Source organism: Amycolatopsis sp. CA-128772, assembly GCF_002904295.1.
Lineage (GTDB): Bacteria > Actinomycetota > Actinomycetes > Mycobacteriales > Pseudonocardiaceae > Amycolatopsis.
In genome coordinates this window covers 130,667-149,294 of the sequence record NZ_PPHG01000073.1, presented here as the reverse complement: position 1 = coordinate 149,294, position 18,628 = coordinate 130,667, and the positions used below count along the sequence as shown (strand labels likewise).

General features: G+C 71.1%; 15 protein-coding genes. 12 read left to right on the top strand and 3 right to left on the bottom strand.

Annotated elements, in window-relative coordinates; translation table 11 throughout:
• Positions 1–179: 179 nt before the first annotated feature.
• Entirely contained in the window at positions 180–1,178 is a 999-nt protein-coding gene (locus C2L59_RS28000) for a polymorphic toxin type 15 domain-containing protein (protein ID WP_103352505.1), read from the top strand.
• Between the two features lie 174 nt (positions 1,179–1,352).
• Here C2L59_RS28000 and C2L59_RS27995 read toward each other — a convergent pair whose 3' ends face one another.
• Both C2L59_RS27995 and C2L59_RS27990 read right to left on the bottom strand, forming a co-directional pair.
• Positions 1,353–2,267 (bottom strand): DUF4097 family beta strand repeat-containing protein, encoded by a 915-nt coding sequence (locus tag C2L59_RS27995; RefSeq protein ID WP_103352504.1) that lies wholly within the window; start codon positions 2,265–2,267, stop codon positions 1,353–1,355.
• A gap of 12 nt (positions 2,268–2,279) precedes the next feature.
• On the bottom strand, positions 2,280–2,792 hold the full coding sequence (locus tag C2L59_RS27990) for a toxin-antitoxin system HicB family antitoxin (RefSeq protein WP_103352503.1): 513 nt from the start codon (positions 2,790–2,792) through the stop codon (positions 2,280–2,282).
• 119 nt (positions 2,793–2,911) lie between these two features.
• Between C2L59_RS27990 and thyX the strand changes: the two genes are divergently transcribed.
• The 11 genes from thyX to C2L59_RS27930 all read left to right on the top strand — a co-directional run bounded on the left by thyX (position 2,912) and on the right by C2L59_RS27930 (position 16,198).
• Positions 2,912–3,664 (top strand): FAD-dependent thymidylate synthase, encoded by a 753-nt coding sequence (thyX, locus tag C2L59_RS27985; RefSeq protein WP_103352502.1) that lies wholly within the window; start codon positions 2,912–2,914, stop codon positions 3,662–3,664.
• Complete coding sequence (locus tag C2L59_RS27980) at positions 3,664–4,059, top strand: ACT domain-containing protein (RefSeq protein ID WP_103352501.1); 396 nt, start codon at positions 3,664–3,666, stop codon at positions 4,057–4,059. The genes thyX and C2L59_RS27980 overlap by 1 nt, the downstream gene beginning before the upstream one ends.
• 128 nt (positions 4,060–4,187) lie before the next feature.
• Entirely contained in the window at positions 4,188–5,429 is a 1,242-nt protein-coding gene (locus C2L59_RS27975; protein ID WP_199199282.1) for an Nramp family divalent metal transporter, read from the top strand.
• A gap of 5 nt (positions 5,430–5,434) precedes the next feature.
• The gene (locus C2L59_RS27970) at positions 5,435–5,869 is read left to right on the top strand and encodes a hypothetical protein (protein ID WP_103352499.1); all 435 of its coding nucleotides are present in this window, start codon (positions 5,435–5,437) and stop codon (positions 5,867–5,869) included.
• A gap of 216 nt (positions 5,870–6,085) precedes the next feature.
• Positions 6,086–7,561, top strand: coding sequence for a serine/threonine-protein kinase (locus tag C2L59_RS27960; RefSeq protein ID WP_103352497.1), 1,476 nt, complete (start codon positions 6,086–6,088; stop codon positions 7,559–7,561).
• Positions 7,562–7,652: 91 nt separating this feature from the next.
• Positions 7,653–8,729 (top strand): 4-hydroxy-tetrahydrodipicolinate synthase, encoded by a 1,077-nt coding sequence (gene dapA / locus C2L59_RS27955; protein WP_199199281.1) that lies wholly within the window; start codon positions 7,653–7,655, stop codon positions 8,727–8,729.
• Positions 8,726–10,423, top strand: coding sequence for a ribonuclease J (locus tag C2L59_RS27950; RefSeq protein ID WP_199199280.1), 1,698 nt, complete (start codon positions 8,726–8,728; stop codon positions 10,421–10,423). Before dapA ends, C2L59_RS27950 begins: the two co-directional genes overlap by 4 nt.
• 321 nt (positions 10,424–10,744) lie before the next feature.
• A complete protein-coding gene (locus C2L59_RS27945; RefSeq protein WP_199199279.1) occupies positions 10,745–12,388 on the top strand; it encodes a substrate-binding domain-containing protein in 1,644 nt (547 codons plus the stop codon).
• 108 nt (positions 12,389–12,496) lie between these two features.
• Positions 12,497–13,381: a TIR domain-containing protein gene (locus C2L59_RS27940; protein ID WP_158263116.1), complete on the top strand. Its 885-nt coding sequence runs from the start codon at positions 12,497–12,499 to the stop codon at positions 13,379–13,381.
• Entirely contained in the window at positions 13,378–15,723 is a 2,346-nt protein-coding gene (locus tag C2L59_RS27935; RefSeq protein ID WP_103352494.1) for a TIR domain-containing protein, read from the top strand. The genes C2L59_RS27940 and C2L59_RS27935 overlap by 4 nt, the downstream gene beginning before the upstream one ends.
• Complete coding sequence (locus tag C2L59_RS27930) at positions 15,707–16,198, top strand: hypothetical protein (RefSeq protein WP_103352493.1); 492 nt, start codon at positions 15,707–15,709, stop codon at positions 16,196–16,198. The genes C2L59_RS27935 and C2L59_RS27930 overlap by 17 nt, the downstream gene beginning before the upstream one ends.
• Here C2L59_RS27930 and C2L59_RS27925 read toward each other — a convergent pair.
• Positions 16,183–18,498: a tetratricopeptide repeat protein gene (locus C2L59_RS27925; RefSeq protein WP_103352492.1), complete on the bottom strand. Its 2,316-nt coding sequence runs from the start codon at positions 18,496–18,498 to the stop codon at positions 16,183–16,185. The two genes, C2L59_RS27930 and C2L59_RS27925, sit on opposite strands and share 16 nt — an antisense overlap.
• Positions 18,499–18,628 lie beyond the last annotated feature (130 nt).

The following is an 18,628-nucleotide window of genomic DNA, read 5'->3' as shown; positions in this document are numbered from 1 at the left end:
CTGCCGCGGCGGCACCTCGGCTGACCGCACGAGAGGGCGGGATTGTCTGCCCGGACGGACATCTCGCGGGGGCGCCGTTCGGAGGAACATCGTCGGAGTGGATCACTCGCAGGAGGGACCGTGACCGGGCGGTGCCGAGAACGCCGCGGCCGGCGGCGCCACCGGCCGATCTCCGTGACGTGCTCGCATTCCAGCGCACGGTGGGCAACCGGCCCGTGGCGCGGTTGCTGTCGGACACCCCCGTGGTGCAGCGGTCGACCTTGAAGGTCACCAGGCAGAACGCGGCCCGCGCGGCCGATCCCGGCCGGCTCGACGTCCCGATCACGAAGAGGTTCTCGTCGCGCTGCACGCCGCCCGTGAAGGACATCGAGTTCACGGTCCGGGTGCCGCCGCACTTCCGCAAGGATCCCGCTCTGGAGAACCGGTTCCGCGAAGAGACGCGCCGGCAGCTGAAGATCCAGCTGCTCCGGCTGAACGGTCAGCGGCTGGACCGCTGGTTCGTCAAGCTCGATCTGTTCGGCGCCCCCAAGGAGGAGAGCCGGCTCCTGGACTGGACACGGCAGCGCACGCCCGCACACCTGAACAAGGTGCACCGGGAGTTGTACCGACGCGCCCACGAGGAGCGCGAGAGGGTTTCGCTGCAGCACCGGGCGGAGGACCGGCGCGCAAGGCTGGGCGAGGCCAGCAAGCGGCTCACCCAGGTCAGCTCGCCCCGGGAACTCGTCGCGCTGCTGAGCAGCCTGGAGGAGGACTGGGCGCGGGACCTGGTCGGCCGCTCCAACTCGCAGAGCCGGTGGAAAGAGGACCACCGAGCCGAGATCGAAAGGCTGTTCGCCCGGCACGCCCGAGCCGGCGGCGCCTGGGAGGGGCTGGCCCGGAGCTGGCGAAGCCTCGCTCCCCTCCACAACCCGGACCAGGTCGCGGGAGGCGACCGCCACCTTCCCCGCCACCCGGATCGCATCGCCGGGTACGTGGGGCCGGGCGTGGTGAACTCGGCGCTCGGCGCGGGGTGGGGCCTGCCGAAGGAAACGGTGGTCGACGAACGCACCGAGCTGCCCGTCGTCACTGTGCCGAGCCGGATGGTGCAGCTGCGGGAGCAAATGCTCCGGGAATACCCGCCGGCGTCGTGGGCGTTGCTGACCACCCGGTTCAGGGTGGTGGTGACCTGGGCCGAGTAGGACGCCCGGGGGCCGGCTGACCGGGATGCGCTCGGCGAAGGGCAACCTCCGCGCGTAGCACGGCCGACCCGCGCGCGGGTTCGCCCCGGCGCCGGAGCGGCCGGGCCCGGGCCGATGCGCGAACGGGCCGTTCCCGGCACCCCCGCCGGAAACGGCCCGTTCCTCTCCCTTTACTCAGCCCGCCGCGCGCGTCACCACGGCGTTGCCGGTGCCCGTGCGGGCGCGGACCTTCAGCGTGACGCCGCCCTCGGGGGCGGTGTCGGCGACGTCCAGTTCGCTGGAGACGCGGCCGCCGCTGGAGGTCAGGTCGACCTCGGCGGCCGTTCCGCCGCGGATGCCGATGCGGATTTCGCCCGAGCCGGTGATCAGGTCGAGCGTGCCCGAGCCCGCGTCGGCCACCGAAAGGTCGCCGCTGCCGGTGCGGGCCATCACCTCGCCCGACACCGCGCCCAGCCAGACGTCGCCGGTGCCGGTGGCCAGGGTTGCGGAGCCGGCGATCGACGCCGCCTCGACGGGGCCGCTGCCGCTGCGCAGCTGCAGCCCGCCCAGCGTCGGGCCCAGCTTGACCGCGCCGCTGCCGGTGCGGATCGTCGCCGAGCCGTCGGCGCGCTCGAGCTTCACCTCGCCGGAGCCGGTCAGCAGGTCGACGCGGCCGGCCGAGCCGGTCACCGTGACGTCCGCCGCGCCCGCCCGCACCTCGACGTGCGAGCCCGCCGGCGCGTGCACCTTCACCGACAGCGGGGCGTTGCGCAGCTGCCACGCCTTCGGTGCCTGCACGACCAGGCGGTTGCCCAGCTTCTCGATCCGGCTTTGGCGCACCGCCTCGGCGGGGGAGGACGCCGGGTCGACGCCCAGCTGGTCGCCGAAGCGCTCGCCCACCCAGGACAGCAGGCTGTTCACGCCCGCCACCCACGGCTGCTGCTCGCCCTGGTCGTGCCGCAGCTCCACGCGCGCGCCGGACTCGCCCTCGAGGACGATCTCGACGCGGCCGATCGTGACGCTGACGTCGAGCTCCAGCGGCCCGTCCGTCTCGAACTCGTCGATCCGGACCGGTTCGTCGCCGGCCGGTGTGGCCTGTTCTTCACTCATCGTCTCGTCCCCTCAGCCTTCGACCCAGCCGTGCAGGTGCGACCCGCTCCGGCCGCTCTTGCCCTGGTGCTTGTGGCCGCCGCCGAGGGCGCCGTGGCCGAGCGCGCCCTGCACCGCCTGCGAAACGAACGTGTTCAGCGAGACGCCCTGAGCCGCGGCGGCGCGCTCGGCCTGGCCCTTGATCTGCTCGACCAGCCGCAGCGTGATCCGGCTGATGTCACCGCCGTCGATCGGTGGCGGCGGTGTGGTGTCACGTGGTGTCTCACGTGACGTCGTCTCCTCGGCGGCGCCGGTGACGACCACGCGGACGTCCCGGCCGTCGAGCCGGACGTCCACCACCTGGCCCGGGAGGGCGGCGGTGACCTCGGCCGCGAGGTCGGCGAGGGCGTTCATCAGGGTGAGGCGGACGGCGGGTTCGAGCGCGGAAGACAGCAGCGCGGCCGCCCGCCGGGTGTGCTCGTCCCCGGCGGCAGCCGTGTTCGCGAGGTCCTCGCGAAGATTGGCGATGTACGGGGTCAGGTCCATGACACCACTATGACGTCATATGTGACGTCAGTCAAGGCGGCCGTGCTGTCACATGTCCCCCGGGAGTGACCGGGCCCACGCGGTTAGGCTGCGCGGGAGCCGGGAGAAGGAGTGCTGACGTGGCCGCAACCGTGTCGCCCAGAGTGCAGCTGATCGCAAAGACCGAGTTCCTCCCGCCCGAGGACGTGCCGTGGTCGACCGACGCGGACGGCGGCGAAGCGCTCGCCGAGTTCGCCGGCCGCGCCTGCTACCAGTCGTGGAAGAAACCGAACCCGGCCACCGCGACCAACGCCGGCTACCTCGAGCACATCATCGACGTCGGCCACCTTTCGGTGCTGGAGCACGGTTCGGTGACCTTCTACATCAGCGGCATCTCCCGGTCGCTGACCCACGAGCTCATCCGGCACCGCCACTTCTCCTACTCCCAGCTCTCGCAGCGGTACGTCCCGGAATGCGACGCCGAGTTCGTCGAGCCCGAGGTGATCGCGAACGACCCGGTGCTGCACGAGAAGTTCCTCGCCGCGACCCGGGCGAGCGTCGAGGCGTACACCGAACTGCTGGCCGGGCTCGAAGAGAAGTTCGCCGACGTCCCGACCGCGACCCTGCGCCGCAAGCAGGCCCGCCAGGCCGCCCGCTCGGTGCTGCCGAACGCGACCGAAACGCGGATCGTCGTCACCGGCAACTACCGCGCCTGGCGCCACTTCGTCGCGATGCGCGCCACCGAGCACGCCGACGTCGAAATCCGTGAGCTCGCCGTGGAATGCCTGCGGCAGCTGCAGAAAGCCGCGGAGAACGTGTTCGCGGACTTCACCATCTCGACGCTGCCGGACGGCACCGAGATCGCCACGAGCCCGAAGGTGCTGGAAGGCTGATGAAGCGACTCGCGATCGACGTCCGGCCCGGTGAGTACGCCGTCGTGCGGCTGCCCGCGGACGCCGCGGTGCCCGCCGGGCTGTTCGAACCGGGCGAAGCGTTCGTCTCGGTGACCCGGACGCCGGAAGAACTGTCGGTGATCTGCCCGGCCGGCCGCGAACCGGCCGGCGCCACGGCGGCCGAGGACGGCTGGCGGCTGCTGTCGGTCCGCGGCCCGCTGGAGTTCACGCTGACCGGCATCATCGCCGCGCTGGCCTCGGAGCTGGCCGCGGCCGGCGTCGCGCTGTTCTCGATGTCGACCTACGACACCGACCACATCCTGGTCCGCGCCACCGATCTCGGCCACGCGGTCGCGGCGCTGCGCGAGTCCGGCCACGAGGTCGCCCACCCCTGACTTTTCACCGCGGCCGATCCGGGTACCCGGAGGCCGGGGTGGGAGCCGTCACCCTTGAAAAACAAAGTTCGGCACTCCTAAACTCCGGTTTTGGGGTGCCCGACAACCGGGTTTCGAGAGGTGGCTTCATGGCTGTGACCGAGGCGGTCCGCCCGAGACTGGTGTCGCGCCTGCGCACCGGCTCGGCCCTGCTCGGACCCGCGTTCGTCGCCGCCATCGCCTACGTCGACCCCGGGAACGTCGCCTCCAACATCAGCGCCGGCGCCCGCTACGGCTACCTGCTGGTCTGGGTGATCGTCGCGGCGAACCTGATGGCCGTGCTCGTCCAGTACCTCTCGGCGAAGCTGGGCCTGGTCAGCGGGATGTCGCTGCCGGAGGCCCTGCGCGCCCGCCTGTCCCGCCCCGCGCGGCTGGCCTACTGGGCCCAGGCGGAGGTCGTCGCCATCGCCACCGACCTGGCCGAGGTGGTCGGCGGCGCGATCGCCCTCAACCTGCTGTTCGACCTGCCGCTGATCGCCGGCGGCCTGATCACCGGCGCGGTTTCGCTGACCCTGCTGGCGGTTCAGGACCGCGGCGGCCAGCGGACGTTCGAGCGGGTTGTCACCGGCCTGCTCGCGGTGATCGCGATCGGCTTCCTGGCGAGCCTGTTCGTCGAGCCGCCCTCGGCCGCGGCGACGGCCGGTGGCCTGGTGCCCCGGTTCGACGGCACGGGCAGCGTCCTGATCGCCGCGGCGATGCTCGGCGCGACGGTGATGCCGCACGCGGTCTACCTGCACTCGGGCCTGGTCCGCGACCGCCACGGCCGGGCCGACGGCGCCGGGCGCCGTCGGCTGCTGCGCGCAACGCGGGCCGACGTCGGCCTGGCGATGCTGCTGGCGGGCGCGGTGAACCTGGGCATGCTGCTGCTGGCGGCGACGAACCTGCAGGGCCAGCAGGGCGTGGACAGCATCGAGGGCGCGCACGGCGCGGTGGCGACGGCGCTGGGCCCGGGCATCGCGCTGATGTTCGCGATCGGCTTGCTGGCCTCGGGCCTGGCGTCGACGTCGGTGGGCGCGTACGCGGGCGCGATGATCATGCAGGGGCTGCTGCACAAGCGGATCCCGCTGGTGGTGCGCCGCCTGGTCACGCTCATCCCGGCGATCGTGGTGCTGGCCCTGGGCGCGGACCCGAGCGCGGCGCTGGTGGTGTCGCAGGTGGTGCTGTCGTTCGGGATCCCGTTCGCGCTGGTGCCGCTGATCCGGTTGACGGCGGACCGCGAGCTGATGGGCCAGGACGCCAACCGCCGCCTGACGACGGTCGCGGCCTGGGTGATCGCGGCGGTGATCATCGCGTTGAACCTGGTCCTGATCTACCTCACCTTCGCCGGCTGACCGCGATGGCCCGGATCTACGCCCTCAACGCCGAATGCGGCGAGCGGGAAAACCACGCCCACGACCTCGCCCGCCACTTCGCCGGCTGGCCGGTCCGCGTCTTCTCCGACGGCGCCGGCTGGTGGTGCGGGGTGGCGCCGGACGGGCTCAGCCGGTCCGGGATCGGCTCGCCCGAGGACGCGGTGGCCATGACGGCGGCCGGCCGCCGGCTCTACTGGCTGCTGCGGACCGCCCCGCCGGTCTACCGGTACGCGCTCGCCGGGGTCGGGACCGACGGGTTCCGCGCCCACGCCGAGCTGCTGGCCGAAAAGGACCTGACGACCTTCCCCGGGCTCGTGGTCAGCGAAGACATCTGGACCGCCGCCGGCGAACGCACCGAGTTCAGCGGCTTCGCCCCGGGCTACCGGTGGATCCCCTACCGCGGCGAGACCCACCGCTGACGACCACCCAGGTACGCGAGCCGACCCTCGGGGTGCGCGAGCCGACCGTCCGGGTGCGCGAGCCGACCGTCCAGGCACGCGAGCCGACCGTCCGGGTGCGCGAGCCGATCCTCCGGGTACGCGAGCCGACCCTTCCGCGACACGAATTCCGCGGAACCCGCAGCGTCCTCCGGCGGTCCGACTAGCATCTGCGCGACCGCCGCCAAAAGGAGCACCGTGACCGACGAACAGACCCGGCCCTATCCGCCGCAGGCGCCCATGACGCCTGGTCAGCGGGTCGTCGCGGGCCGCTACCTCCTGCTCGGGGAACTGGGGCGGGGCGGCATGGGTGTCGTGTGGCGGGCGCAGGACCAGGTCATCGGCCGGCAGGTCGCCGTCAAGGAACTGCGGCTGCCCGACGCCGAGTCCGCCGCCGTCTTCTCCGAGCGCGCGCTGCGCGAGGTGCGCACCGGCGGGCGGCTCAACGACCCCGCCGTCGTCACCGTCTACGACGTCGTCACCGACGGCGGGACCACCTTCATCGTGATGGAGCTCGTCGAAGCGCCCAGCCTCGCCGACCTCGTGCGCCGGCGTGGCCCGATGCCCGCCGCACAGGCCGCGCAGCTGGGGGAGCGGGTGCTCGCCGCGCTGCAGGCCGCCCACGCCGCCGGGATCGTGCACCGGGACGTCAAGCCCGCGAACATCCTCGTCGCGCCGGACGGGCGCGTGAAGCTCACCGACTTCGGCATCGCGCACGCCGTCGACGACCCGCGGCTCACCACCAGCGGCATGATCGTCGGCTCGCCCGCCTTCATGGCGCCCGAGCGCGTCGAGGGCCGCGAAGCGCTGCCCGCGTCCGACCTGTGGTCCCTCGGGGCGACGCTGTTCTTCGCCGTCGAAGGCTCGATCCCGTTCGAGCGCGCGACCACCGCCGCGACGCTGCACGCGATCATGACCGAGATCCCGTACCTGACCCGCGGCCAGGGTCCGATCGCCGCCGCGATTCTCGGCCTGCTCGTCACCAACCCGGACGCGCGGCTGACCGCGGCCCAGGCCCAGAACCTGCTGACCACGGCGCAGGGCGTGCGGCCCACGCCGCCGCGCGGCACCGCGATGCTCGGCGCCCCCGCGCCGCAGCCGCCGGGCAAGACGCACCGCGCGCTGTGGCTCGCGGTCGCCGCGGTGCTGGTCGTGGCCGCCCTGATCGGCGGCTTCTTCGCGGGCAAGGCCTTCGAAACCCCGGCGCCGGACGCCCAGAAGCTGCCGACCATGACCTTCGGCCTCGGCGGCCGGATGCGCGTGGACGCCAGCTCCAGCTACCTCTGCTACAACGCCCCGGTCCAGGACGGCGGCGTCATCAGCGACGAGAACAGCGGCGACTGCAAGAAGAGCCACACCCTCGAAATCTACGACAGCGGGGACGCCATCGGCACCACGAGCTGGTCCGACAGCGACGCGGAGATCGCGGCCTACCCGGGCCTCGACGCCGTCACGGCGGTCGCCGAAGCGCGCTGCGCGTCCTCCTTCCGCTCCTCGATCGTCCCCGCCACCCAGCGCGACGCCCTCAAGTACCGCGCGCTCGTCCCGACTCAGGGGGAGTGGCAGAGCGTGCCCGACAAGTCCGGCGAATACCCGACGCGCGAGTTCTACTGCGTCCTCGCCAAGGCCGACGGCGGCCCGATCTCGGCCCCGATCGTGACCAAGGTCAAGTAGAAGTTCCGCGACGAACGGCCGGCCCCGGGAAATTCTCCTGGTGACCAGGTCGACGCGGTTTTCGTCGGACCGGCGAGGTACCGTCTTCCCCATGTCCAACCCACCTGCCACAGGCCGTCCGGGGGACCGGGTGGCGGAGCCCCCGGCCCGGAGCGAAGCTCCGGTTGTCACCGCAGCGCCCGGACGGCCGTTCGGCCGCGTGCTCACCGCGATGGCCACCCCGTTCGACGCCGACGGCGCGCTGGACCTGAAGCGGGCGCAGGAGCTGGCCGAGCACCTCGTGGAGCTGGGGAACGACGGCCTCGTGGTCAACGGCACCACCGGCGAGAGCCCGACCACGAGCGACGCGGAGAAGCAGGAGCTCATCCGCGCCGTGGTCGAGGCGGTCGGCGACAAGGCGACCGTCGTGGCCGGCGCGGGCACCAACAACACCGCGCACAGCATCGAGCAGGCGAAACAGGCCGAGGCGGCCGGCGCACACGGCCTGCTGGTCGTCACCCCGTACTACTCGCGGCCCAGCCAGGCCGGGCTGTACGCGCACTTCACCGCGGTCGCCGACAGCACCGGGCTGCCGGTGCTGCTCTACGACATCCCGCCGCGTTCGGTCGTCCCGATCGAGGTCGACACGCTGCTGCGGCTGGCCGAGCACCCCCGGATCGTCGCGGTGAAGGACGCCAAGGGCGACCTGATCGCCGGCTCCGAGGTCATCGCCAACACCCACCTCGCCTACTACTCCGGCGACGACGGCCTGAACCTGCCGTGGATCTCGGTCGGCGGGGTCGGCGTGGTGAGTGTGATCGGTCACGTCGTCGCGGGCCGGATCCGCGCGATGATCGACGCCTACGAGAACGGCGACACCTCCACCGCGCGCACCAACCACCGCGCCATGCTGCCCGTGCTGCGCGCGATGTCCCGGGTCGGCGGGGTCGCGTTCAGCAAGGCGGCGCTGCGGCTGCGCGGCTTCGACATCGGCGACCCGCGGCTGCCGATCGTGGCGCCGACCACCGAGCAGACGGCCCTGATCGCCGGTGATCTTGCCCAGGGCGGCGTGCCGCTGGGCGACACGGCGGCCCAGGACTGGCATGGTGAGCGGGTGGCACAAGCAGATTCGCGAGCGGCCTACATCGCGCCGACCTCGCACACCAGCGTTGGGACCCTGCCTCGGTGAGCTCACTTCCCCCTGGTCCAGGCCCCACCAACGCCCCGCCCGAACTGCCCGCCGGGGCCCTGCGCGTCGTCGCGCTGGGCGGTATCGGCGAGGTCGGGCGCAACATGACCGTCTTCGAGTACGGCGGCCGGCTGCTCATCGTCGACTGCGGGGTGCTCTTCCCCGAGGACGACCAGCCCGGCGTCGACCTGATCCTGCCCGACTTCCGTGCGATCGAGGACCGCCTCGACGACATCGACGGCCTGGTGCTCACCCACGGGCACGAGGACCACATCGGTGCCGTCCCGTTCCTCCTGCGCCTGCGGCCGGACCTGCCGATCTACGGCTCGAAGTTCACCAACGCCCTGCTCGCGGCCAAGGCCAAGGAGCACCGGCAGCGGCCGAAGCTGATCGAGGTCCGCGAGGGCGAGCGCCGCGACGTCGGCGTGTTCAACCTCGAGTTCTTCGCGGTCAACCACTCCATCCCGGACGCGCTGGCCGTGGCCATCCGCACCCCGGCGGGCGTGGTGCTGCACACCGGCGACATCAAGCTCGACCAGCTCCCGCTGGACGGGCGCCTCACCGACCTGGCCGGGTTCTCCCGGCTCGGCGACGAGGGCGTGGACCTGTTCTGCGTCGACTCGACCAACGCCGAGGTGCCCGGGTTCGTCATGCCCGAGCGCGACATCGGCCCGGTGCTCGACGACGTCATCCGGCGCGTGGACCAGCGCGTGATCGTGGCCTGCTTCGCCAGCCACGTCCACCGCGTCCAGCAGGTCCTCGACGCGGCGCAGCGGCACGGCCGGCGGATCGCGTTCGTCGGCCGGTCGATGGTCCGGAACATGGGGATCGCGGCCGAGCTGGGCCTGCTGAACGTCCCGGACGGCCTGCTGGTCGACCTCGACCAGGCGAGCACCCTGCCGGAGAGCAAGGTCCTGTTCGTCTCGACGGGGTCCCAGGGTGAGCCGCTCTCGGCGCTGTCGCGGATGGCGCGCGGCGAGCACCGGCAGATCTCGATCCGCGCGGGCGACACCGTCGTGCTGGCCAGCTCGATGATCCCGGGCAACGAGACCGCGGTGTTCGGCGTGGTCAACGGCCTGACCCGGCTCGGCGCCAACGTCGTCCACCAGGGCAACGCGAAGGTGCACGTGTCCGGCCACGCGTCGGCGGGGGAGCTGCTCTACCTGTACAACGCGGTGCGCCCGAGCAACGTGATGCCGGTCCACGGCGAGTGGAAGCACCTGCGCGCGAACGGCGAGCTGGCCATCCGCACCGGCGTCGCGGCGGAGAACGTGGTCATCGCCGAGGACGGCGTGGTCGTCGACCTGGTCGACGGCAAGGCGTCCCGCACCGGCCGCGTCGAGGTCGGCCACGTGTACGTCGACGGCCTGTCGGTCGGCGACGTCGGCGAGTCGACGCTGTCGGACCGCCTGGTCCTCGGCGAGGGCGGGTTCATCTCGATCAGCGTCGCGGTGGACTCCAGCACCGGCCGCGCGGTCAGCAGCCCGACGGTGTCCGGCCGCGGCTTCTCCGACGACCCGAAGGCGCTCGACGCCGTCGTGCCGCTGGTGGAGATGGAGCTGGCGCGCACGGAGGCCGAGGGCATCACCGACACGCACCGGATCGCCCAGGCGGTCCGCCGGGTGGTCGGCCGCTGGGTGGCCGACACCTACCGCCGCCGTCCGATGATCGTCCCGACGGTCATCCCGGTCTGAGTTCCGCGCGGAACGCCTTCGCCTCCCCCTTTTCGGTGGCGAAGGCGTTCCGCGTTTTCAGGGCGTCACCCGGGCCAGGAGCAGGGCGAAGGCCACGGTGACGGTCTGGCGGAGCAGGGCGTGGCGCGCCCTGCGTCGATCGCCTCGGGTCGGCTTCATGCGGTCCAGTGTTCCGGCCGCGGGACGCGGGGACATCCCCCTCCGGAAGGAGGCGGATCCCTCCCGGGGTTGAGGCGTTGTTAGGCCGTCCGGCGCACATGCGGCGGCTTTGCCGCGGGATAACCTTGATCCCACCCCGCCTCGCGCAGAGAGGCCGCGCCGATGGGACGTCACTCGGACGGCAGACGACGCCGGCTGCTCCTGCCCGCCGTCGCGACCGGTGTCGTGCTCGTCCTCGGCGCCGCGGCGTGGGTGACGGTGTCGGCCGTGCGGGCCCGGCCGGCGTGCGAGCAGCCCACCACCGTCCTGGTCACCGCGTCCGCGGACATCGCGCCCGCGTTGTCGCTGGTCGCACGCGGGCTCGACGTGCCGTGCGGCAGCGTCGAGGTCCAGACCAGGGAGGCCACCCAGGCCGCCGAGGGGCTCGCCATCTCCGACGGCAGCCCGCGGCCGCAGGTATGGGTGCCGGACTCGACGCTCGCGCTGCGCCGCGCCCACCAGCTCGGCGCGGCCGACGTCCCCGAAAGCGGCGCGTCGGTGGCCAGCTCGCCGGTGGTGCTGGCCGTCCCCGCGGACGCCGCCAAGGGCCTCGGCTGGCCGGACCGGGCCCCGACCTGGGCGGAGGTCCTGGCCGCGCCGGGCGCCGTCCCGGGGATGCCGGACCCGGCCCGCGACCCGGTCGGCGCGGTGGCCCTGCTCGGCCTGCGGGACACGGTCAAGACGGCGCCGGAGCCGTCGGCCGCGTACGCCGCGTTGCTGCGGCGCTTTTCGGCCAACACGCTCGGCGGCGAGCCGGACCTGATCGCCCGGCTGCCGGGCTCGAGCGACGGCGGCGGCACGGCCGCGGTGACGGCGTTCCCGGCGTCGGAGAATTCCCTGCTGCGCCACAATGTCGAGGACCCGAAATCACCGCTCGTCGCCGTCTACTCGGCGGCCGTGCCCACTTTGGACTACCCGTTCACGGAGCTGGGCGGCATCACCCCGCGGCAGCGCCCGATCGTCCAGGCGCTGCGGGACGCGGTGCTGGGCGACCCGGGAGCGGACGCGATCGCGAAGACGGGCCTGCGCGCGGCGGGCGGCCAGGCCCTGCGCGACCACCCGGACGACCCGAGGGTGGCACCGGAGAGCTTCCGGACCGCGAACCTGCCCCCGGCCCCGGTCGTCGACGAACTCCTCAACCAGTGGGCGGGCATCAACCTGAGCGCGCGGGTCCAAGTGCTGATCGACGTGTCGGGATCGATGAACGCCCAGGTCCCGGGCACGGGCCTGAACCGCATGCAGGTGACGATGCAGGCGGCGGCGAAGGCCCTGCGCCTGTTCAAACCGGCGACCCAGCTGCGCATGCTGGCGTTCTCGACCCACCTGGACGGCGACAAGGACTACCGCGAGCTGCTCCCGATGGCCCCGGTGGCCCAGCACCTGGCGAGCGGAGCCCTGGAGAAACTGGCCCAGGTGAAGGCCACGGCGAACGGCGGAACGGGGCTGTACGACAGCGTCCTGGACACGTACCGGACGGCCCGCCGCGAATGGGAGCCGGGCCGGCTGAACCTGGTGATCGTGATGACGGACGGCCGCAACGAGGACCCGCACGGGATCTCGCGGGCGGACATGCTGACGGAGCTGGCCAAGCTCCAGAACCCCCGCCGCCCGATCCCGCTGATCGGAGTGGGCATCGGCCCGGACGCGGACAAGACGGAACTGAACCAACTGACGTCGGCGACCGGCGGCCAGGCGTTCGTGGCCCCGGACCCGGCGAAGATCACGGACGTGTTCTTCGGGGCTTTGAGCCGCATCGCCGGCGGCTAGCTGCTCATGCGTTCCGTGCGGCCCGAACGTCCGTTGCCGGAGGAGGCACCTGGGCTACTGACGGGCCGTGTCCGGACTCGTACTTTCCGTGTGAAATCATGGCAGCTCATGAGTCTGGAACGACGCGTCTTCGTGATCCACGGCCGGGACAAGCGCGCTCGCCGGGAGTTCTACATCTTCCTGCGGGCGATCGGTTTGGAGCCGATCGAGTGGTCACAGGCTCTGGCCGAAGTCGCCGACGGCTCACCTGTGATCGGTGCCGCCCTCGATAAGGCGATCGGCCCGGACCGGGCGATCATCGTGCTCCTCACCCCCGACGACGTGGCGTACCTGAAGCCCGAGCACGCGGACGACGACGCCGATTCGGACCGGCAGCCGACCGGACAGGCTCGGCCGAACGTGCTCTTCGAAGCGGGTATGGCGTTCGGCCGGTACCCGGAGCACACCGTGGTGGTCGAGTTCGGGAAGGTACGCCCGTTCACCGATCTCGAAGGCCGGTTCCGGATTCGGCTCGACAACTCTGCGGACAAGCGGCTCTTGCTGGCCCGTCGGCTGGAGAGCGTGGGATGCGAAGTCGACTTGAGCGGGCCGGACTGGTTGAACGACGGTGATCTCACCCCGCCCACGACTGATCATGTACCACGTCCCCAGCTCGGAAAGGCTGCGCCTTCGCCTCGGGACGAGGCGGGTATCGAAATCAGCAGCTCTCCGGGCAAGTGGAACATCGAGTTCGTCAACATCACGGTCAATCCGCGTAAGCGGTCGCCGCTGACTGTCCGGGGCGACGTCGTCAACCTCGACCACGATGCCGAGCTCACGTTGGGCTTGAAGGCCACCCTCTACGACGGCGAAGGCAAATCCATCGGTTCGGCGAGCGGTGGCGTGCAGGACCTGACGGGAGGCGAACGACGGGGCTTCGAGCTCACCGCCTGGGACATCACGGAGAAGTTCACCCGCGTCCACGTCCACGTCGAGTACGGCATCCCTGCGTGACCGGCGTGCCGTCGGGTGAGCAGTGGTACGACGTCTTCCTCTGCTACAAATCCGAGGACTACACCGCCGCGGCAGCCCTGTACAAGGCTCTGAAACGCCGGGGCAAGCGGGTGTTCCTCGATGTCATCGACGGGCCGACCTGGGCGCCGCTCACTCCGTCGATCGAGGACGCTTTGTCGCGATCCCGCTCGCTGGTCGCGCTGGTCACGAAGAACTTCCCGATCAGTCCGCATTGCCGCGAGGAACTCCACTTCGCGTTGAGCGCCGCTTACCGGCTGGACGAAGGTGCGACCTCACGGGTCATGGCCGTCGTCCAAGGCATTCCGCCCGACTACGTGATGCCGCCGCAGCTGACCGTGTACCGGCTACCCCACAGCAACCTTCCGCCGGACGAGCTCGTCGACAGCATCGTGTCCAACGTCGACCGGCATCAAGGCTTCTTCGGCGACGCACCTTCCGTGCCATCCGCTGATTGGTACCCGTACGAGCCGTCCGGGCCGTCGTTCCACGGGCGGTACGCCGAGTTGTGGCGGATCCACGCGGGACTCCGATCGCGGGAAAAGAACAGCGATCGCAGCCGTCCGATCTTCACCGTCAGTGGCATCGGGGGACAGGGCAAGAGCACCTTGTGCCTGGAGTACGCCAGGCTGTTCGCCCGGGACCACCCCGCCGGGGTGTTCCTCTTCGAACTCGGCGGCAGCGAGGGGCGGGGCGCACTCGGGAGTCAGGCGCCGGAGGCCCGTTTCCGGGAAACGATGGAGAAGGTCACCGACTATCTGGTCGGCCTCGACCAGCCGTACCTTTGGATCCTGGACGACGTACCCACCGATGTGGGCCGCGAACGGCTGCAGCAATTCCTGCCGCCGACGAGAACGGGCCGGGTTCTGGTCACGACACGTGCGGAATTCCGGACGCTCTCGAAGCGAGGCTTTGCCCTTGACCCGCTCGCCCGCGAGAACGCGGTCGAGGTGCTGACCGAGTACCGTCCGGCGGCACCCGATCAGCAGAAGGCTGCCCGGGGGATCGTGACGCTTCTCGACGGCCACCCACTCAGCCTGAAGCTGGCCGCCGGGCTGACGACGGCACCGGAATTCACCGGCTATCCCCGGCTGTTGGCGGATCTGTCCACGCCCAGCAGCCGGGAACCGTTGGAGGATTCCCGGCTGCTCGCCGACATCCCGGTGGGTGTCGGACGTCCGTTCAGCCGGATCCTCTTGCGTTCGTTCGGGAGCCTGAATGCGGCGGCGCAGGACGTCCTGTGCGCCGCGAGCGTCCTTGGCTCGGCGCCTATTCCGCAAGACCTCCTTGTCAAGGCGGTCTTTTACGGTGCGCCAGCCCGAGAAACCGGCTTAGCCGAGGGAATGCGGCAAGCCTCCGCCCGTGGCCTCCTGCAAGCCGGTGATGCCGGCGCCACCATGCATCGGTCGATAGCGCGCGCCATCCGTGCCTTGGTGACCCCCGGGAAGAGCCGCGAGAGGTTCCGGAACGCTGCGCTGGCCGCGCTCGTTTCGGCGGTCGAGAGCACGCGCGACGCATACCGGCACCGTGAAGTTGCTGCCTACCTGCCGCATGTGCGGGCCGTAGCAGGGCTGCTCGTCGGCGGCGACAGCTGGACCGTCGGATCGGACGAGCTCCACCTCGCCAATGAGGCGGGCAGGACAGAGATCGAGTCAGGACAGACCGATGAGGCGCTCCGGCTCTACGAATCGGCGTCTGAAGCGTGCGCGGTCGCCGGCGTCGACTGGTTCACCCGCTGCGTCGTCGACAGCGGACTCGCTGTCGCTCTGGAAGCCAAGAGCCGGTTCTCCGAGGCCCTGTCGTTGAAGGAACGGGTCGCGGAGCTGCTGGAATCCGAGCTGGGTGTGGGGGCTCTGGAGACTCTGATCGCCCAGAACAACCTGGGTCTGGCCCTGATGAAGACCGGTCGCGACGGGGAAGCGCACGAACTCCTGCGGTCGGTCTACCGGCGGAGCCGTGACGGGCTGGGAGCGAATCACACCGCCACGCTCCGGACCCTGTGCAATCTGGCCATCGCGCGCGGGCACCTCGCCGGCCCGGCGACGGAACCGGATGGGCATCGGCGGGTCGCGCACCGGTATTGGGACGCAGCGTGGGCCCGCTGGTCGAAGATCGCTCCACCGGACGAAGAGCTGCATCTGATGGCGCTCAACGGCCTGGCGTTGAGTCTCCGGAGCCTCGGAAACCGGGACGAGGCTTTGCGGCTCATGAGCGACCTCCACCGCCGCCGTGCGCAGCTGCTCGGCACGGAGCATCCCGCTACCTTGGACGCCTGGGAAAACGAGCTGATCCTGCGAGAGGAACTCAATGAGCGATCCGAATGACGCCTTCGTGCTCCTCTGGTTGCGCCGCCTCGAAAGCCAAGGGCCCGGCCACCCCGACACCATGGCGACGTTGGCCAACCTCGTGCGCGGCGCCGGCGCGGGCACCACGGCGCTGTCGCCCGCGGAGCTGCCGGACGGCGTGACGCAGGCGGGCGTCCGGCTCGACGGTGACCAGGTGGACCGTGAAGTCGACCTGATCCAGAAGGCCATCGCGCTGCAGGACAGTCGCGTGGCGGCGTTCGGTCCTGATGATCCGCGCACCATGACCGCGACGAGTTACCTCGCCTACGCACTGGCGTTCGCCGACCACATCGACAGCCAGTTGGAAGCGGCGGCGGTGCTCGCTCAAGACGCCTACGAGGGGCTGGACGACGCCGCTGCCGAGAACGATCCGCGGGTGGGCCGCCACGACGTGCGGATCGCCGAACTGATCCGCGAGTGGGTCGACGAGGCGATGGCTCAGTCCGCGGAGTGATCCGGCCGCCCACGGGCCAGGCTCGCGAGGTCGTCGCGGACCTCGGCCGCTTTCACTGAACCCAGTGCTTCGAACGTGCGCAGCGCCGCTTCCCAGTGGACCTCGGCGTTCTCCACGTCCCCGACGGCCGCGGCCAGCGTGCCCAGGCCACGGGTGGCCACCGCCTGCTCGAAGGTGCTGCCCGAGATGACGCCGGCATCGATTGCCCGGCAGAAGAACTCCTCCGCGGCTGAGTATTGCTGGGTCGCCAAGTAAAGTCGGCCGAGCGTGGTGCACGCACGCGCTTCGTCCATGTGCAGGCCCAATTCCGCGCACAACTGGACGGACTCGAGCAATGCGGGCTCGGCGTCGTCCGTTTGGCCGGCTTCGACCTCTGCGAAGCCGATCCCGCGCAAGGTGATGGCGACGTTGCGCAGATTACCTGCTTCGCGGTACCAGGCCAGCGCCTGGCGGCTGAGGCTGAGCGAACCGGCGAAGTCGCCTGCACGCCGGAGCGCCGAGGCACGATGTGCCAAGGTGTTGGCCGTTCCGTGCCGGTCACCGACCTCGGCGAACAGCTCTCCGGCCCGCTCGTACTCCGGCAACGCCGCTGCGTCGTCTCCCTGCTCGTGGAGAGCGACGCCGAGGTTGCTGCGGGTCAAGGCCTCGGCCTGCCGGTCGCCGGACCGGACTGCGGCCTGCAAGGCGTGCCGGTGGCTGAGGACCCACTCATGGATCCGTTTGGCGAGGAAGAAGTACCCACGAGTCAGGAAGGCGAGCTTCCACCGCGCTTCGTCGAATTCGATGACGTCGGTGGAGCACAGGGTGACGATGTTCGCCAGTTCCGTGTCGAACCAAGCCAGGGCGGCGGGCTGACCGTCGAACTGCGGGGCACCCGTCCATTCCGGGACCGGAACCCGATAGCGCAACGGTTCCACCTGCGCGTCCGCGCGGTGCGCGGCCTGCAGGTAGTAGTGATACAGCCGGCGTCGCGCATCCACGATCGCGCTGTTCTCTTCCTCCCGCAGCGCGACCTCGGCCGCATAAAGGCGGATGAGGTCGTGGGGTTCGATGCGGCCCCGCTCGTCGTTACCGACGAGATTCAGGCGGACAAGGGCGCGTACGTGCCCTGTGGCCGTCTCCGTGGGAACGCCGGCGAGCGCGGCGAGTGCCTGGGGCGTCAGATCGCGTCCGGGGAACAGGCCCAGCCGCCGGAACGTGGCGGCGACGTCAGGCGTCAACTGCCGGTAGGACCAGGAGAACACCGTGCGGGGATCGGAGCGTGGGTCTTCGCCGTGGAGCACGCTCAGGCGCTTTCGCTCGTCGGCCAGCTCGTCGACGAGCCGGCCGAGGTCGGTGTCCGGCCGGGATTTGATCGTTTGGACGGCGATCATCAGCGCCAGGGGTAATCGGCCGCACAAGTCGACCAGCCGCGCGACCTGGCTGGGTTCCCGGTCTGCCTCCTCCCCGAGCCTGGTGCGCACCAGGGCGATCCCGTCCGCCGCGGACAGCGGTTCGATGTGCAGCACCTCCGCACCTTGGTGGATGGCGAGGCCGGATAGCTGCTGCCTGCTGGAAACGAGAACCGAGCACGAAGCGGAGCCAGGCAGCAACGGGCGCACCTGCTCTTCGTCCCGCGCGTTGTCCAAGACGATCAGCTTCCGCTTGCCATCGAGAGCCGTTCGGAGCAGGGCTGCCCGGCCCTCGAGCGGACCCGGCAATGACGCCGGGTCAACGCCGAGTGCGTGCAGCCACCCCGGAAGTATCTCTTCGGCCGCGGCCGGCCGACCCGGGCTCCAGCCCTGCAGGTCCGCGTAGAGGACACCGTCGGGGAAGTGCCGGACTTGCCGTCGCGCCCAGTCGAGCGCGAGCGCTGTCTTGCCTACCGCCGGAGGCCCCACGATGAGCGCGATGGGTACCGTCGCGCCGACTGGTCCGAGGAGGAGCCTGTCCAGTTCCGCCGACTCCCGGCCGCGTCCGATCAACATCGCCGGCCCCGGCGGCAGCGGGCTGGGCGGCGCAGCGAGTGGCCCCCGACGTGGCTTGCGGCCAGTTCGGCTTCGAGCGGGCACCACCAGGTCGTACAGCTCGTCCCAGTCGTCCACCCGGGTCACGGTGCTGGGGACGGAGACCAGGAGGGCTCGCATCGCCGGCCAGGTGCGCTCGCCGGGAACCGACTTCCCGATCCGGGTGTCGTACCACGTGCTCTTGCCGACCGCACTGGCTTCTTCGGCCGCCCGGTCCCCGCCGAGCTGAACCACCGCCCGTGCCACCGCCCGCTGGAACCGCAGGTGGTGCTCGCCGATCGCAGGAGGCTTCATCGGTGCCCTCCCTCCCGCTAGGTCGTCCGTGCCGGACGAGTTGCCCGGACATCCGGTGGTCGGAGCCTCGGTCCGGTGAACGTCCGGCAGCCCCCGTCACCGGACACCGCTCGCCGGACATTCCCGGTGA

Excerpts from the sequence above, each read along its gene's own strand:
- C2L59_RS27945 (WP_199199279.1), top strand. The coding sequence starts at position 10,745 with ATGGGACGTCACTCGGACGGCAGACGACGCCGGCTGCTCCTGCCCGCC.
- C2L59_RS27925 (WP_103352492.1), bottom strand. The coding sequence starts at position 18,498 with ATGAAGCCTCCTGCGATCGGCGAGCACCACCTGCGGTTCCAGCGGGCG.
- dapA (WP_199199281.1), top strand. The coding sequence starts at position 7,653 with ATGTCCAACCCACCTGCCACAGGCCGTCCGGGGGACCGGGTGGCGGAG.
- C2L59_RS27930 (WP_103352493.1), top strand. The coding sequence starts at position 15,707 with ATGAGCGATCCGAATGACGCCTTCGTGCTCCTCTGGTTGCGCCGCCTC.
- C2L59_RS27975 (WP_199199282.1), top strand. The coding sequence starts at position 4,188 with ATGGCTGTGACCGAGGCGGTCCGCCCGAGACTGGTGTCGCGCCTGCGC.
- C2L59_RS27940 (WP_158263116.1), top strand. The coding sequence starts at position 12,497 with ATGAGTCTGGAACGACGCGTCTTCGTGATCCACGGCCGGGACAAGCGC.
- C2L59_RS27990 (WP_103352503.1), bottom strand. The coding sequence starts at position 2,792 with ATGGACCTGACCCCGTACATCGCCAATCTTCGCGAGGACCTCGCGAAC.
- C2L59_RS27970 (WP_103352499.1), top strand. The coding sequence starts at position 5,435 with ATGGCCCGGATCTACGCCCTCAACGCCGAATGCGGCGAGCGGGAAAAC.
- C2L59_RS27980 (WP_103352501.1), top strand. The coding sequence starts at position 3,664 with ATGAAGCGACTCGCGATCGACGTCCGGCCCGGTGAGTACGCCGTCGTG.
- C2L59_RS27995 (WP_103352504.1), bottom strand. The coding sequence starts at position 2,267 with ATGAGTGAAGAACAGGCCACACCGGCCGGCGACGAACCGGTCCGGATC.